The organism is Actinokineospora sp. HUAS TT18, assembly GCF_051364635.1.
Lineage (GTDB): Bacteria > Actinomycetota > Actinomycetes > Mycobacteriales > Pseudonocardiaceae > Actinokineospora.
On sequence record NZ_CP195645.1, the window covers coordinates 7,097,701 to 7,112,353 of the forward strand.

At 67.5% G+C, this 14,653-nt stretch carries 16 protein-coding genes; 10 read left to right on the plus strand and 6 right to left on the minus strand.

Annotation, left to right across the window (positions count from 1 at the left end):
- Positions 1-3: 3 nt before the first annotated feature.
- The gene (locus ACSHT8_RS33135) at positions 4-126 is read right to left on the minus strand and encodes a hypothetical protein (protein WP_255364570.1); all 123 of its coding nucleotides are present in this window, start codon (positions 124-126) and stop codon (positions 4-6) included.
- Between the two features lie 198 nt (positions 127-324).
- Here ACSHT8_RS33135 and ACSHT8_RS33140 point away from each other — a divergent pair, with 198 nt between their 5' ends.
- The 8 genes from ACSHT8_RS33140 to ACSHT8_RS33175 all read left to right on the plus strand — a co-directional run bounded on the left by ACSHT8_RS33140 (position 325) and on the right by ACSHT8_RS33175 (position 8,471).
- Positions 325-519 carry a DUF3046 domain-containing protein gene (locus tag ACSHT8_RS33140; RefSeq protein WP_436495772.1) on the plus strand — a complete coding sequence of 65 codons (195 nt, stop codon included), beginning with the start codon at positions 325-327 and terminating at the stop codon, positions 517-519.
- A gap of 166 nt (positions 520-685) precedes the next feature.
- Positions 686-1,726 (plus strand): recombinase RecA, encoded by a 1,041-nt coding sequence (gene recA / locus ACSHT8_RS33145; RefSeq protein ID WP_436495774.1) that lies wholly within the window; start codon positions 686-688, stop codon positions 1,724-1,726.
- Positions 1,727-2,299: a regulatory protein RecX gene (locus ACSHT8_RS33150; RefSeq protein WP_436495776.1), complete on the plus strand. Its 573-nt coding sequence runs from the start codon at positions 1,727-1,729 to the stop codon at positions 2,297-2,299.
- A gap of 96 nt (positions 2,300-2,395) precedes the next feature.
- Complete coding sequence (locus ACSHT8_RS33155; protein ID WP_436495778.1) at positions 2,396-4,402, plus strand: galactose-binding domain-containing protein; 2,007 nt, start codon at positions 2,396-2,398, stop codon at positions 4,400-4,402.
- Positions 4,403-4,655: 253 nt separating this feature from the next.
- The gene (locus ACSHT8_RS33160) at positions 4,656-4,937 is read left to right on the plus strand and encodes a hypothetical protein (protein ID WP_436495780.1); all 282 of its coding nucleotides are present in this window, start codon (positions 4,656-4,658) and stop codon (positions 4,935-4,937) included.
- Between the two features lie 42 nt (positions 4,938-4,979).
- Positions 4,980-5,762, plus strand: a complete 783-nt coding sequence (locus ACSHT8_RS33165; protein WP_436495782.1) for a hypothetical protein — start codon at positions 4,980-4,982, stop codon at positions 5,760-5,762.
- Positions 5,763-5,800: 38 nt separating this feature from the next.
- The gene (locus ACSHT8_RS33170; RefSeq protein WP_436495784.1) at positions 5,801-7,714 is read left to right on the plus strand and encodes a fumarate reductase/succinate dehydrogenase flavoprotein subunit; all 1,914 of its coding nucleotides are present in this window, start codon (positions 5,801-5,803) and stop codon (positions 7,712-7,714) included.
- A gap of 1 nt (position 7,715) precedes the next feature.
- The gene (locus ACSHT8_RS33175) at positions 7,716-8,471 is read left to right on the plus strand and encodes a succinate dehydrogenase/fumarate reductase iron-sulfur subunit (RefSeq protein ID WP_436495786.1); all 756 of its coding nucleotides are present in this window, start codon (positions 7,716-7,718) and stop codon (positions 8,469-8,471) included.
- Here ACSHT8_RS33175 and ACSHT8_RS33180 read toward each other — a convergent pair.
- The gene (locus ACSHT8_RS33180) at positions 8,452-9,354 is read right to left on the minus strand and encodes a DMT family transporter (RefSeq protein ID WP_436495788.1); all 903 of its coding nucleotides are present in this window, start codon (positions 9,352-9,354) and stop codon (positions 8,452-8,454) included. The two genes, ACSHT8_RS33175 and ACSHT8_RS33180, sit on opposite strands and share 20 nt — an antisense overlap.
- Before the next feature lie 70 nt (positions 9,355-9,424).
- Here ACSHT8_RS33180 and ACSHT8_RS33185 point away from each other — a divergent pair, with 70 nt between their 5' ends.
- Complete coding sequence (locus ACSHT8_RS33185; RefSeq protein WP_436495790.1) at positions 9,425-9,892, plus strand: Lrp/AsnC family transcriptional regulator; 468 nt, start codon at positions 9,425-9,427, stop codon at positions 9,890-9,892.
- Positions 9,893-10,503: 611 nt separating this feature from the next.
- Here ACSHT8_RS33185 and ACSHT8_RS33190 read toward each other — a convergent pair.
- From ACSHT8_RS33190 to ACSHT8_RS33205, 4 genes are all read right to left on the minus strand, one after another.
- Positions 10,504-11,400, minus strand: coding sequence for an amino acid ABC transporter permease (locus tag ACSHT8_RS33190; protein WP_436495792.1), 897 nt, complete (start codon positions 11,398-11,400; stop codon positions 10,504-10,506).
- Positions 11,397-12,047 carry an amino acid ABC transporter permease gene (locus ACSHT8_RS33195; protein ID WP_436495794.1) on the minus strand — a complete coding sequence of 217 codons (651 nt, stop codon included), beginning with the start codon at positions 12,045-12,047 and terminating at the stop codon, positions 11,397-11,399. Before ACSHT8_RS33195 ends, ACSHT8_RS33190 begins: the two co-directional genes overlap by 4 nt.
- 66 nt (positions 12,048-12,113) lie before the next feature.
- Entirely contained in the window at positions 12,114-12,962 is an 849-nt protein-coding gene (locus tag ACSHT8_RS33200; protein ID WP_436495796.1) for a glutamate ABC transporter substrate-binding protein, read from the minus strand.
- 89 nt (positions 12,963-13,051) lie between these two features.
- Positions 13,052-13,780: an amino acid ABC transporter ATP-binding protein gene (locus tag ACSHT8_RS33205; RefSeq protein WP_436502241.1), complete on the minus strand. Its 729-nt coding sequence runs from the start codon at positions 13,778-13,780 to the stop codon at positions 13,052-13,054.
- 184 nt (positions 13,781-13,964) lie between these two features.
- On the opposite strand from ACSHT8_RS33205, the gene ACSHT8_RS33210 reads away from it, so the two are divergent.
- Positions 13,965-14,648, plus strand: a complete 684-nt coding sequence (locus ACSHT8_RS33210) for a response regulator transcription factor (protein WP_436495798.1) — start codon at positions 13,965-13,967, stop codon at positions 14,646-14,648.
- Positions 14,649-14,653: the final 5 nt, after the last annotated feature.

Sequence of the window (14,653 nt, forward strand, 5' to 3'; positions counted from 1 at the left end):
GGACTACCTGCGGTTGCGGTAGGCGATCAGCCCGACGATCACGGCGGCGAGGCAGGCCGCGATCGACCCGACGGTCAGCAGCGTGTCCTCGAGGGCGGTCGGGTTCTCGATGGCGAAGGTGAGCACATAACCGAGTCTGCCAGTCCCTAGTGTTGTGGTGCAGGGCCTTGACCCGGTCTCGACCGGCCCACGACGCCGCTGCCTGCGTTGCAGGAACAGCCACGTACAGCCCGGTACGCGCGCTGTCCCTGCGCCTTGGCAGCGGCGCCGTGGACCGGCCGATACCGGGCCGATACCCGGCACCACACCACTAGACTGCCCCCGATGCGCATCACCGCTTTCCGCACCCGGCTGGCCGAGGAGTTCGGCGCGCCGCTGGCGGACACCATCGCCCACGACCACGTCTTCAGCGCGCTCGGCGACCGCACGGTCGACCAGGCGCTGGACGCGGGGCTGTCCACCAAGGAGATCTGGCAGGCGGTGTGCGAGGCGTTCGAGGTCCCCGTCGAGCGGCGCTGACCGGCGTGTCGCGCCGCGGTCTCGAACAGACGTTCGCTAGCATGTTGTCCACATCGGGTCCGCTTGTCCACAGACCGGCGGTGCGTGCGGAGAAACGTCGGCCCTTGCCCGTAGCGTCGGCGCCGTGAGTGCGAAACAGTCGAAAGTCAACCGAGGTGGAACCAAGATGGCACCAGCACCCGATCGGGACAAGGCGCTAGAGCTGGCCCTTGCCCAGATCGACAAGAACTTCGGCAAGGGCTCGGTGATGCGCCTCGGAGACGAGGGCCGGGCCCCGATCGCGGTCATCCCGACCGGCTCCATCGCCTTGGACGTGGCGCTGGGGATCGGCGGTCTGCCGCGAGGGCGCGTGGTCGAGATCTACGGCCCGGAGTCCTCAGGTAAGACGACAGTGGCCCTGCACGCGGTGGCCAACGCCCAGCGCGCGGGCGGTATCGCCGCCTTCATCGACGCCGAGCACGCGCTCGACCCGGAGTACGCCAAGAACCTGGGCGTCGACACCGACGCGCTGCTGGTCTCCCAGCCGGACACCGGTGAGCAGGCGCTGGAGATCGCCGACATGCTGATCCGCTCCGGCGCGCTCGACATCCTGGTGATCGACTCGGTGGCGGCCCTGGTGCCGCGCGCGGAGATCGAGGGCGAGATGGGCGACAACCACGTCGGCCTCCAGGCCCGCCTGATGAGCCAGGCGCTGCGCAAGATGACCGGTGCGATGAGCAACTCCGGCACCACGGCGATCTTCATCAACCAGCTGCGCGAGAAGATCGGCGTCATGTTCGGCTCCCCCGAGACGACGACCGGTGGCAAGGCGCTGAAGTTCTACGCCTCGGTCCGCCTCGACGTGCGCCGCATCGAGACCCTCAAGGACGGCGGCGAGCCGGTCGGCAACCGCACCCGGGTCAAGGTCGTGAAGAACAAGGTCGCGCCGCCGTTCAAGCAGGCCGAGTTCGACATCCTCTACGGCAAGGGCGTCAGCCGCGAGGGCTCGCTGATCGACATGGGTGTCGAGCACGGCATCCTGCGCAAGTCCGGCGCCTGGTACACCTACGAGGGCGACCAGTTGGGCCAGGGCAAGGAGAACGCCCGCAAGTTCCTGCTGGAGAACCCGGACGTCGCCAACGAGATCGAGAAGCGGATCAAGGACAAGCTCGGCATCGGTGCCAAGCTCGACGCCGACGAGACCGCCCCGGCGCCCGTCGAGTTCTAAGTGTCGGAACGCAGGTACGCGCGCAGGACCCGGGAGGACACGCCTCCCGGGGAATCGCGTCCACCAGACGACGACCCGGCGGCCAAGGCGCGCGAGATCTGCTACCGGCTGCTGACGGCCCGCGCGCGCAGCCGCCAGGAGCTCGAGGAAGCCTTGCGCCGCAAGGAGATCCCCGACGACGTCGCCCAGACCGTGCTCGGCAAGTTCGCCGCGATCGGCCTGATCGACGACACGGCGTTCGCCGAGAGCTGGGTGCGCGCCCGCCACACCCATCGGGGCCTGGGCAGGCGCGCCCTGGCCACGGAGTTGCGCCGCAAGGGGGTCGCCGACGAGGTGGTCGCCGAGGCGGTCGACGCGGTCGACGGTGAGGCCGAGGAGGAGCGGGCGCGGCAGCTCGTCCGCAAGAAGCTGCGGGCGATGGGTGGCCTGGAGGAACAGGTCAAGATCCGCCGCCTGGTCGGGATGCTCGCGCGGAAGGGGTACGCGGAAGGGCTGGCGTTCCGGGTGGTCCGCGACGAGCTGCGGGCGGCGGGCGACGACGGCGACCTGATCGACGGCGGCCTGTTCGGCTGAGCGGGTGGATCAACCTGTAACCGCCGGTCATGGGTTTACGTGAGTATTACTCGCGAGTATCTTTCGGGTTTCACCCTGCGCTCGTGAGGAGGAACCGTGCTCCGTCCTCGGTCGACAGCCCGGAACCTGACCATCCTGTTAGCCGTCGGCCTGGCCGCGGTGGTGTCCGCACTGCCCGGCCAAGCCACCGAGTCGCCGCCCGGGGCCGACGTCAACGCCGTCGGCACGCCGTTCAGCGGCACAGCGCCCGATGGGACAGCGCGGGGTCTCCTCGACGCCCACTCCCACATCTTCGCCAACGTCTCCTTCGGCGGCGGGCTCATCTGCGGCAAGCCGTTCGACCCGGAGGGTCCGCACAAGGCGCTCGTCGACTGCCCCGACCACTTCCCGGACGGCAGCGCGGCGTGGTTCGAGAACTTCACCAAGACCGGATCGCCCACGGGCACCCACGACCCGGTCGGCTATCCGACCTTCAAGGACTGGCCCGCGCACAATTCCCTTACGCACCAACAGGCCTACTACAAGTGGATCGAGCGCGCGTGGCGTGGCGGCCTGCGGTTCATGGTCAACCACCTCGTCGCCAACCGTCAGCTCTGCGACATCTACCCGATCAAGAACCAGTCCTGCAACGAGATGGACAGCATCCGGTTGCAGGCCAAGCTGACCACCGACCTGCAGAACTTCATCGACGCGGAGAGCGGCGGACCGGGCAAGGGCTGGTTCCGGGTGGTGCGCAGCCAGGGTGAGGCCCGGCAGGTGGTCGAGCAGGGCAAGCTCGCGGTGATGCTGGGCATCGAGACCTCGGAACCCTTCGGCTGCAGGCACATCCTCAACGTCGCGCAGTGCTCCAAAGCGGACATCGATCGTGGACTCGACGAGGTCCACGCGCTCGGCGTGCGCACGATGTTCGTCTGCCACAAGTACGACAACGCGCTGTGCGGTGTCCGGTTCGACTCGGGGACGGCCGGTCTCGCGGTGAACGCGGCCAACTTCCTCGGCACCGGCACCTTCTGGGACGCGCGCACCTGCACCACCGCCTACACCGACAACACCCTCGCCGCCGCGGGCACGGTCCCGGACATCCTCAAGCCGGTGGTGCCGCTGCCGCTTTACCCGCCCGCGCCGCACTGCAACACCCGCGGGTTGACCGACCTGGGCGAGTACATGATCAAGGGCATGATGGCGCGCGAGATGATGGTCGAACTCGACCACATGAGCGTCAAGGCCGCCGACCGCGCGCTGGACCTGCTCGAAGAGGCCGCCTACCCGGGTGTCATCAGCTCGCACAGCTGGACGGACGAGAAGTACTTCCCGCGCATCTACAAGCTCGGCGGCATGATCGCCCAGTACGGGCACTCCGCGGCGCAGTTCGTCGCCGAGTGGCAGCGCGGCGAGGGCTACCGCGACCAGAACGGCATCGACGGCTACGGGTTCGGCATCGACGTCAACGGCGTCGGCGGCCTGCCCGCGCCCCGCGCGGGCGGGGTCAGCTACCCGTTCAAGTCCGCCGACGGCTCGGTGACGCTCGACCGGGAGACCATGGCCCAGCGCACCTGGGACTACACCAAGGACGGCATGGCCCACTACGGACTGATGCCGGACTGGGTCGAGGACCTGCGCAAGCTCGGCGGCGAAGAGGTCGTCCAGGACCTGCTCGGCGGCGCGGAGGCCTATCTGCGCACGTGGCGGGCGGTGGAGGCCTACCAGCCGAAGGTCAACCTGGCCCGCGGCGCGGCCACGACCGCCAGCTCCTACGAGTGGAACCCGTTCTGGGACTTCCGGGCACCGCGGGCGACCGACGGCGACCGGGGCAGCCGGTGGGCGAGTGGCTGGTCCGACGGCCAGTGGCTGCGGGTCGACCTCGGCACGAAGAAGCAGGTCAGCCGGGTCGCGGTGCACTGGGAGGCGGCCTACGCGTCGGCGTGGCGGGTCGAGGTGTCCGACGACCTGTCGTCGTGGCGGCCCGTCGGCCGGGTCGACGGCGGCCAGGGTGGTCTCGACGTGGTCTCATTCCCGCCAGTGGAGGCCCGCTACGTCACGATTGTGGGCGAGCGGCGCGCGACGAACTACGGGTTCTCGGCGTACGAGTACGAGGTCTTCTGACCGTAGGTCATCCAGGGCGGGAACTGTTGCGGCGCAACGGTTCCCGCCCTTTTCTCACTGGCCGGACAGACCTGTCGTGTGCCCGAAATCACACCCCGATATGCTCCTCCGTAGTGGGTCGGTGACCCGTCGCTTGGTCCCTTGTGGTACTTGTCACATCTGCTGTCGGCAGGCAAAGTCGGCAACGAGCGGGAACCCGGTCCGGCACCACCCAACCGGGTCCGCGAACGGACCGGCGTACGGAGGTGCGTACATGTCGAGCACGGAGATCAGCGAGCTGCAGCGAACCATTGGCCAGCTGCGGCAGTGTGTCGCCGCGCTGCGGGGTCGCTACGGCGACATCCCCGCGGTGCGCAGGCTCGTCAACGACATCGAGCGACTCGACATCGACTCGAGCGAGTTCAGCGGCACCCCGAGCACGCCGGTGCCGCGCAACCCGGTCGAGGCCGAGGTCGTCGTCGTGCCGGACACCCCGTACGACCCGTCCCTCTGGCAGGGCGCCGACGACGAAGGCGTCGGCGGCTACCAGCGCTAGCACCACCCGAACTCCCCACCACTTCTCAGCGACGAGGAAACGATGACGTCAGGCGTCAACGCCCCCACCCGGGCGCGCATCTCCGCGCGCACCTTGCGAACGGACAAGTGGTGGAAGCCGCCGCTGCTGACCGTCCTCGGTCTGGCCACGTTCGTGATCTACGCGGGCGGCCGCTCGTTCATGGGCAAGTGGTACTGGGTGGAGGAGTACGGCTACCTGACGCCCTTCTACTCGCCCTGTCTGAGCGAGTCCTGCCTGCCGGGATCCAGCCACTTCGGCACTCCGCTTCCGGAGCTGCCCGGCTGGATCCCGCTGGGCTTCGTGGCGCTGCCGTTCCTGCTCGGCTTCCGCCTGACCTGCTACTACTACCGCAAGGCCTACTACCGCTCGGTCTGGCAGTCGCCGACCGCCTGCGCGGTGGCCGAGCCGCACGCCAAGTACTCCGGTGAGACCAAGCTGCCGCTGATCCTGCAGAACTTCCACCGGTACTTCTTCTACGCCGCCCTCGTCGTCTCGGTGATCAACACCTATGACGCGGTGATCTCCTTCACCCACGGGTTCGGCCTCGGCAACCTGATCCTCACGGGCAACGTGATCCTGCTCTGGGCCTACACGCTCTCGTGCCACTCCTGCCGCCACATCGCCGGTGGTCGGCTCAAGCACTTCTCCAAGCACCCGGTGCGCTATCGCGCCTGGACGGTGATCTCCAAGCTCAACGTCCGCCACATGCAGCTGGCGTGGACGACTCTCGCCACGCTGATGATCACCGACCTCTACGTGATGCTCGTCGCCAGCGGCGCCATCTCCGACCTGCGGTTCATCTGAGCGACCGCCATCCCCACCGTATCTTCGAGAGGATCAATGTGAGTCAGGTCGAACGTCACTCCTATGACGTCGTCGTCGTCGGAGCGGGCGGCGCGGGTCTCCGCGCGGTGATCGAGGCCCGCCAGCGCGGGTTCAGCGTGGCCGTGGTGTGCAAGTCGCTGTTCGGCAAGGCCCACACCGTGATGGCCGAGGGCGGTTGCGCGGCGTCGATGGGCAACGCGAACGAGAACGACAACTGGCAGGTCCACTTCCGCGACACGATGCGCGGCGGCAAGTTCCTCAACAACTGGCGCATGGCCGAGCTGCACGCCAAGGAGGCCCCGGACCGCGTCTGGGAGCTGGAGACCTACGGTGCGCTGTTCGACCGCACCAAGGACGGTAAGATCAGCCAGCGCAACTTCGGTGGCCACACCTACCCGCGCCTGGCGCACGTCGGCGACCGCACCGGCCTCGAGCTGATCCGCACCATGCAGCAGAAGATCGTCTCGCTGCAGCAGGAGGACTTCGCCGAGCACGGCGACTACGAGGCCAAGATCAAGGTCTTCGCCGAGTGCACCATCACCGAGCTGTTGAAGCAGGACGGCCGCATCGCGGGCGCGTTCGGCTACTACCGCGAGACCGGTCGGTTCGTGCTGTTCGAGGCACCCGCCGTGGTCCTCGCGACGGGCGGCATCGGCAAGTCGTTCAAGGTCACGTCGAACTCCTGGGAGTACACCGGCGACGGCCACGCGCTGGCCATGCGCGCGGGCGCGACGCTGATCAACATGGAGTTCGTCCAGTTCCACCCGACCGGCATGGTCTGGCCGCCCAGCGTCAAGGGCATCCTGGTCACCGAGGGCGTGCGCGGCGACGGTGGCGTGCTGAAGAACTCCGACGGCAAGCGGTTCATGTTCGAGTACGTGCCGGACGTGTTCAAGGGCCAGTACGCCGAGAGCGAGGCCGAGGCCGACCGCTGGTACACCGACCAGGAGCAGAACCGCCGCACCCCCGACCTGCTGCCCCGCGACGAGGTCGCCCGCGCGATCAACTCCGAGGTCAAGGCGGGCCGCGGGTCACCGCACGGCGGCGTGTTCCTCGACATCGCCAGCAGGCTGCCCGCCGAGGAGATCCGCAAGCGGCTGCCGTCGATGTACCACCAGTTCAAGGAACTGGCCGATGTGGACATCACCGCCGAGCCGATGGAAGTCGGCCCGACGTGCCACTACGTGATGGGTGGCATCGAGGTCGACCCGGACACCGCGTCGTCGACTGTGCCCGGCTTGTTCGCCGCGGGGGAGTGCTCCGGCGGCATGCACGGCTCCAACCGCCTCGGCGGCAACTCGCTGTCGGACCTGCTGGTGTTCGGCAGGCGCGCCGGTCTTGGCGCGGCGAACTATGTGGAGTCGCTGGAGTCCCGGCCGACGGTGTCGCAGTCCGATGTGGACGCGGCGGCGGAGATGGCGCTCTCGCCGTTCGACCCGCCGAAGACGGGGGTGGAGGAGAACCCGTACACCCTGCACACCGAGCTGCAGCAGTCGATGAACGACCTCGTCGGCATCATCCGCAAGTCCGAGGAGATCGAGGCGGCGCTGGAGAAGCTGGCCGAGATCCGCACCCGCATCCTCAACGTCACCGTCGAGGGCCACCGCCAGTTCAACCCGGGCTGGCACCTGGCGATCGACCTGCGCAACATGCTGATGGTCAGCGAGTGCGTCGCCCGCGCCGCGCTGCTGCGCACCGAGAGCCGCGGCGGCCACACCCGCGACGACCACCCGCAGCTCGACTCGAAATGGCGCAACACGCTGCTGGTGTGCAGCGCGAAGGAGAGCACGGAGGTCGTGCCCGCCATCGACGTCACGCCCAAGGAGCAGGAGCCGATGCGGCAGGACCTGCTGGAGCTCTTCGAGCTGCCGGAACTGGAGAAGTACTACACCGACGGCGAGCTGGCGACGCACCCCGGAAGGACGGCCTGAGGTGGCCTACAAGGCGAAGTTCAAGGTCTGGCGGGGCACCGACCAGGACGGCGAGCTGCACGACTACCTGATCGAGGTCAACGAGGGTGAGGTCGTCCTCGACATCATCCACCGCCTGCAGGCCACCGAGGCGCCGGACCTCGCGGTGCGGTGGAACTGCAAGGCGGGCAAGTGCGGCTCGTGCTCGGCGGAGATCAACGGCATGCCGAAGCTGCTGTGCATGACCCGGATGTCGACCTTCACCGAGGACGAGACCATCACGGTCACCCCGCTGCGCACCTTCCCGGTGATCCGAGACCTGGTGACCGACGTGTCCTTCAACTACCAGAAGGCGCGCGAGATCCCGTCGTTCACCCCGCCGCCGGGGCTCAAGCCGGGCGAGTACCGGATGCAGCAGGTCGACGTGGAGCGCTCGCAGGAGTTCCGCAAGTGCATCGAGTGCTTCCTGTGCCAGAACACCTGCCACGTCATCCGCGACCATGAGGAGAACAAGGAGAACTTCGCCGGTCCCCGGTTCCTCATGCGCGTGGCCGAGCTGGAGATGCACCCGCTGGACGTGGCCGACCGCACCAACCAGGCGCAGGACGAGCACGGCCTCGGCTACTGCAACATCACCAAGTGCTGCACCGAGGTGTGCCCCGAGCACATCAAGATCACCGACAACGCGCTCATCCCGATGAAGGAGCGCGTCGCCGACCGCAAGTACGACCCGGTGGTGTGGCTGGGCAACAAGCTGTTCAAGCGCTCGAAGGCATGAGCTCACTGGCCTCCGGGTGCTTTCGGCGCCCGGAGGCCAGGGCCAGCTGCGCGACCACGATGCCGCCGAGCATCACCGCGGAGCCGAGCAACTGCACGGGCGTGAGGTGTTCGCCCAGCAGGACGGCGGCCAGTGCCCCGCCGATCACGATTTCCAGGCATGAGATGAGGCTCGCGGCGGTCGACGGCAGCGTGCGCTGTGCCAGGACCGTCAGCAGGACCGACGCGGCGAGGCCTACCACGCCGACCCAGACCAGCAGCCAGACCTCCTGCGTGCCCACCTGGGCGAACGGGAACGGCTCCAGCGGGACGAGCACCATCGTGCCGAATCCCGCGCCCCAGGTGGCCAGCACGAGCGGGTCGTGGGTGCGCAGCGCACGCTCGGCGAACAGGAACCGGCCCGCGTAGGTGACGGCGGCGGCCAGCGCGGCGAGCATCCCGAGGCCGTCGAGCCGGACCGAGGTCCACACCTGGCTGATCAGCGCGAGGCCCGCCAGCGTCGCCGCGATGCCGACCCACAGCCGTGCGGGCAGGTGTTCCCGCCGGACGAACCTGATCCACAGCGCGATCAGCACGGGCGCCAGGTACTCGATGAGCAGTGTGAGTCCCACAGGCATCCGGGTGAGCGCCGCGGTGTAGACGACCTGGTTGAGCGCCAGACCGAGGCCGCCGTAGAGGCCGATCAGCCACCACTCCGAGCGGGGGACCCGAAGGTCCCGTTTGGTCACCAGCGCCAGGAACAGCAGGGTGACCGCGCCGATCGCCATTCGCGCCTGGATGACGTTCACCGGGGAGAGCTCGCTCCCGGCCAGAACCTTCAGTGCCGGGGCCGAGCCACCCATCGCCAGCGCGCTCGCCGCGCCCAGCACCAGTCCACGTCTCATGGCGGCGACGCTAGCCGGACCGCCGGTGGCGCCGATTGAAAGTTCTCCCGCCTCGGCGCAAAATTATTGCGTGACAGCCCTGAGTCTCGATGAGACGGACCACCACCTGCTCGCCTTGCTGCAGCAGGATTCCGGCCGCACCCTCGCCGAGTTGGGCGAGGTGATCTCGCTCTCGCCCAGCGCGGTGCAGCGCCGCGTCGACCGCTACCGCAAGGCCGGTCTGCTCGACCGGCAAGTCGCCGTGCTGGACCCGGCGAAGGCCGACGCGCTGCTCGCGGTGTGCCTCGTGACGCTGGCCAAGGAGTCCAACGCGATCCACGCCGCGTTCCGCCGCAGGCTGCTCGCCGCGCCCGAGGTCCAACAGCTCTACAGCGTCTCCGGCGACACCGACTACGTCGTCGTCCTGGCGTCGACCGGCATGGCGCACCACCGCGAGGTCGCCGACCGCCTGCTCAAGGACGCGCCCAACATCCAGCGCTACACCACGATGTTCGTCCTCGACCCGGTGCGAATTGGACTGTCCATTCCCATCAAATGACGAATGGTCATTGTGCTGCTGCGCATCTGTCTAAAGGCGGCGGATTGTCTGAAATGGATGGATGAACCATGCATGCTATCCATAGCAGGTCCGCGGTTTCGGTGTGCGTATTTCAGCATCGTCGTGATCAAGATCGCATTCACTGGCTCGCGTATGGGTGGCCGATTAGGGTGATCTTGTTTGTGAATTTCCACCAATCTGGGGATGGTGAGTTTGTGGGAAATGTGAGCAAGCTGGTCGTCATGGCGTCGGTTGCCGCCGGTGCGCTTAGTTTTGCGCCGTCTGTGGCGCAGGCAGCTCCGCTTGCGGGCTGTTCGGCGGGATACGCCTACTACGACCCTGCCGAAGCGTCGGGCAAGGGCTGGGCATCGTGCACGTCGGGAACGCCGGGGTGGTTCCGACTCAGGATGATTTGCAGTAGCTCGACGACCGGCTCGTACAACAACTACTCGGCGTGGTATCGCACAACCGAGTACATTACCAACACCTGTCGTGTTGGTGAGGTCGCTAATGGGGCTTGGGCTGAGCGTAAGGCTTAGTCAACTCAAGTAGTTGCCATGCAAATGCGAGTGGCCGCTTCCGTCAAGGAAGCGGCCACTCGCATTGCGTGATTAGCCGACGTTTGTCGCGCCCGCGCCCGCAAGGTCATCGGCGGCCAGGGTAGCCGCGCCTTCTTCGGTCTTAGCGGTCTTCTTGCCGCGGCTGAGTCTGCGCTCGACGTAGATCGCAAGCCTGCTCAGCGCGTAGTTGACCAGGATGAAGATGACCGCGATCAACAGGTACGTCTGGATCGGGTTTCCGAGGTTCTGCACGATCTGGCCCGCGACGCGGACCGTCTCCTCGTAGCTGATGATGAAGCCCAGGGAAGTGTCCTTCAGGACCACGACAAGCTGGCTGATCAGCGCGGGGAGCATAGCCCGGAACGCCTGCGGCAGCAGTACCAGCCGCAGGGTCTGGCCGCGGGTGAGGCCGAGTGACTCGGCGGCCTCGCGCTGGCCGCGGGGCAGCGAGTTGATGCCCGCGCGGACGATCTCCGCGATGACGACCGAGTTGTAGAGCGTAAGGCCGATCACGAGGAACCACAGCGGTTCCAAGTCGACGCCGTACTCTGGCAGCACCCGAGCCACGAAGAAGATCATGATGACGACGGGGATGCCGCGCAGCAGCTCTATCAGGCCGACCACCGCCCAGCGGTACCACGGTGCCGAGGTGACCCGGGTGACCGCCAGTGCCGTGCCGATGATCAGCGAGAACACCACGGCGAGCCCGGCGGCCAACAGTGTGGCGGCCAAAGCCTCGCCGAGCCGCTGCCAGACCAAGTCGAAGTACTGATTGGTGGGGTCGAACAGCGGAGTCCACTTGTCTTCGGCGAACTGGTCTTGTTTGTCCAGCTGGCGATAGACGACGTAGACGACCGCGAGCAGGCCAATGGCGGCCAGGACGCTGAAGAACAGCACCCGGCGCTTGGCCTTGGGCCCGGGGGTGTCGTAGAGGACCGACGTGGTCATCGGGCGATCGCCACCTTCCGCTCCAGCCAGCCGAGGAACAGCCCGCCGGGGATCGTGATCAGCAAGTAGGCGATGACGACACCGGTCAGCACCGGCAGGGCGGCCTCACCGCGGGCGCTGGTCAGCGTGTCCGACACGGCGAACAGCTCCCCGCCGACGCCGAACGCGCCGACGATGGCCGAGTTCTTGATCATCGCGATGATGACGCTGCCCAGCGGCGGCACGACCGTGCGCAGCGCCTGCGGCAGGATCACGCTGGAGAGTGACTGGCTGAACGTCAGCCCGACGGCCCGCGCCGCCTCGGCCTGCCCGGCGGGCACGGAGTTGATACCGCTGCGCACCGCCTCGCAGACGAACGCCGAGGTGTAGAGCACCAGGCCGGTCACGCCGAACCAGAAGTAGGCGCCGTTGATGCCCAGCTCCGGCAGGCCGAAGGCGCAGAAGAACAGCACCACCGTCAGCGGGCAGTTGCGGAAGACGTTGACCCACGACGTGCCGATCCAGCGCAGCGGCGGCACCGGCGAGACCCGGAACGCGGCCATCACCGTGCCCAGCACCAGCGAGCCAACCATGGCGTACGCGCAGATCAGCAGGGTCTTGAGGAACCCGTCCCGGTAGAGCGCGAAGTTGTCGAAGATGACGTTCACATCAGACTCCCGATAGTGGCTCGGGGCGCCTGCGGTAGGCAGGCGCCCCGAGCGCGGGTCAGTCGACTAGCTGCAGGCAGCCGTGGTCGGCAGCTTCGGGGTGTCCGGGGAGACCTTGCCCGCGGTGTCCTTCCACGCCTTCTCGTAGGCGGCGGCGTTGTCGTTCAGCGTCTTGTTGATGAACTCGCAGAACTTGACGTCGCCCTTCTTGACGCCGATGCCGTACGGCTCCTTGGTGAAGGGCTTGCCGACGAGCTTGAACTCGCCCTTCGAGGCGTCGATCAGGCCGAGCAGGATGACGTTGTCGGTGGTGACGGCCTGGACCTGGCCGGTGCGCAGCGCGTCGGCGCACTTGGAGTACACGTCGAACAGCACGATGTTCGCGGCGTCGACGTAGGTCTTGATCTTCTCGGCCGGGGTGGAGCCGGTGACCGAGCAGACCTTGGCGTTGGCCGCCTTCAGCGAGTCCGGCCCGGTGATCGCCGAGTCGTCCTTCTTGACCATGAGGTCCTGGCCCGCCTCGTAGTACGGGCCTGCGAACGAGATGCGCTGCTTGCGCGGTTCGTTGATCGTGTAGGTGGCGACGACGAAGTCGACCTTGCCCTGCTCGATGACCTCCTCACGGACCTTCGAGGGGGTCTCGACGAACTCGATCTTGTCGGCGCTGATGCCGAGCTTGGACGCGATCAGCTTCGCGATCTCGACGTCGAAGCCCGCGGGCTTGCCGTCGAGGCCCTTCAAACCGAACAGCGGCTGGTCGAACTTCGTGCCGACCTTGACCGCGCCCGCCTTCTGCAGCTTCTCCATCGTCGTGCCCGCTTCGAACTTCGCGGCGGTCTCGACGGGCGGGTTGCTGCCCGTGCCAGTGTCGGACTTACCGCACGCGGTCATCGAGAGTGCGAGAGCGGCGGTCACGGTGCCAACCACAAGGCCCCGGAATCGCATGTCGTGCTCCTTCGGTTTTTCGATTCGGCCGCTGTCCAGCCGAACACTCGGGGGACTACCTAGTGCGTCAGGATCTTGCCAAGGAAGTCCTTCGCGCGCGCGGACTTGGGCGCGGTGAAGAACTCATCTGGGGTGGTGTCCTCGACGACCTCGCCGTCGGACATGAAGATCACCCGATGGGCCGCCTTGCGCGCGAAGCCCATCTCGTGGGTGACCACGAGCATGGTCATGCCCTCGCCCGCCAGTGAGGTCATCACGTCGAGCACCTCCTGGACCATCTCCGGGTCCAGTGCCGAGGTCGGCTCGTCGAACAGCATGACCTTGGGCTTCATGGCGAGCGCCCGCGCGATCGCGGCGCGCTGCTGCTGGCCGCCGGAGAGCTGGGCGGGGTACTTGTCGGCCTGGTTGGCGATCCCGACGCGTTCGAGCAGCTCCATCGCGGTCTTGCGAGCCGTCGCGGCGGGCTGCTTGCGCACCTTCATGGGGGCGAGGGTGACGTTCTCCGCGATCGTCTTGTGGGCGAAGAGGTTGAACGACTGGAAGACCATGCCGACCTCGGCGCGCAGCTGCGCGAGCTGCTTGCCCTCAGCGGGCAACGGCCTGCCGTCGACCTCGATGACCCCGGAGTTGATGGGTTCGAGCCGGTTGATGGCCCGGCAGAGCGTCGACTTGCCGGAGCCGGACGGCCCCAGAACGACCACGACCTGGCCCTTGGGCACCTCGAGGTTGATGTCCTTGAGGACGTGCAGCGTCCCGAAGTACTTGTCGACCCCCTCCATCCGGATCATCGCTGGGGCGGGGTTCGAGGCGGTCATTGAGTCCTCCACGAGCGCGTTCGTGTGACAGTGCGGCGGTCTGCGGGCACGCGATGGCGGGAAACCTACTCCGGCGCACGTCGATGTCCATGCCGCTTGAGCAACACTTAGGGTCTCAACTCTGTCACACAAGCGCCTGCTGAACCGGAGGACACGCGTGCGAGTGCTGCTCGTGGAAGACGACGACCGCGTCGCCGAGGCGCTCATCCCGGCACTGGTGCGCCGCGGCCTGACGATCAAGCGCCTGGCGGGCGGCACCGGGGTGCTCGACATCGTGCCCGAGGTCGACGTCGTCCTGCTCGACCTCGGCCTGCCGGACATGGACGGCATCGTCCTGTGTCGACAGATCAGGGCGGCCAGCGACGTCGCGGTGATCGTGGTGTCGGCCCGCGGCGAGGTCGACGACCGCATCCTCGGCCTGCGCGCGGGCGCCGACGACTACCTCGTCAAGCCCTACGACGTCGACGAGCTGGTGGCCAGGGTGCACGCGGTGCGCAGGCGCAAGTCGCCGGTGCCGGGCGCGCCCGGACTGGCCGGTGTCACCGAGGTGGGTGACGTGCGTGTGGACCTCGACCGCCATGAGGTCACTGTGGACGGTGCCGCGGTCGCCTTGTCCCGCAAGGAGTTCCACGTGCTCGCCTTGATCGTCGGCGCGCAGGGCTCGGTGTGCACGCGCGAGCAGATCCTCGCCGAGGTGTGGGGGCGGGCGGGTTCGGCGGAGAACCGGTCGCTCGACGTGCACGTCGCCACGCTCCGCACCAAACTCGGCAGGCCCGCCTTGATCGAGACGGTGCGCGGGGTGGGATACCGCTTGGCGAGCCAACCGGGCAGACTCGGCTGAGCCAC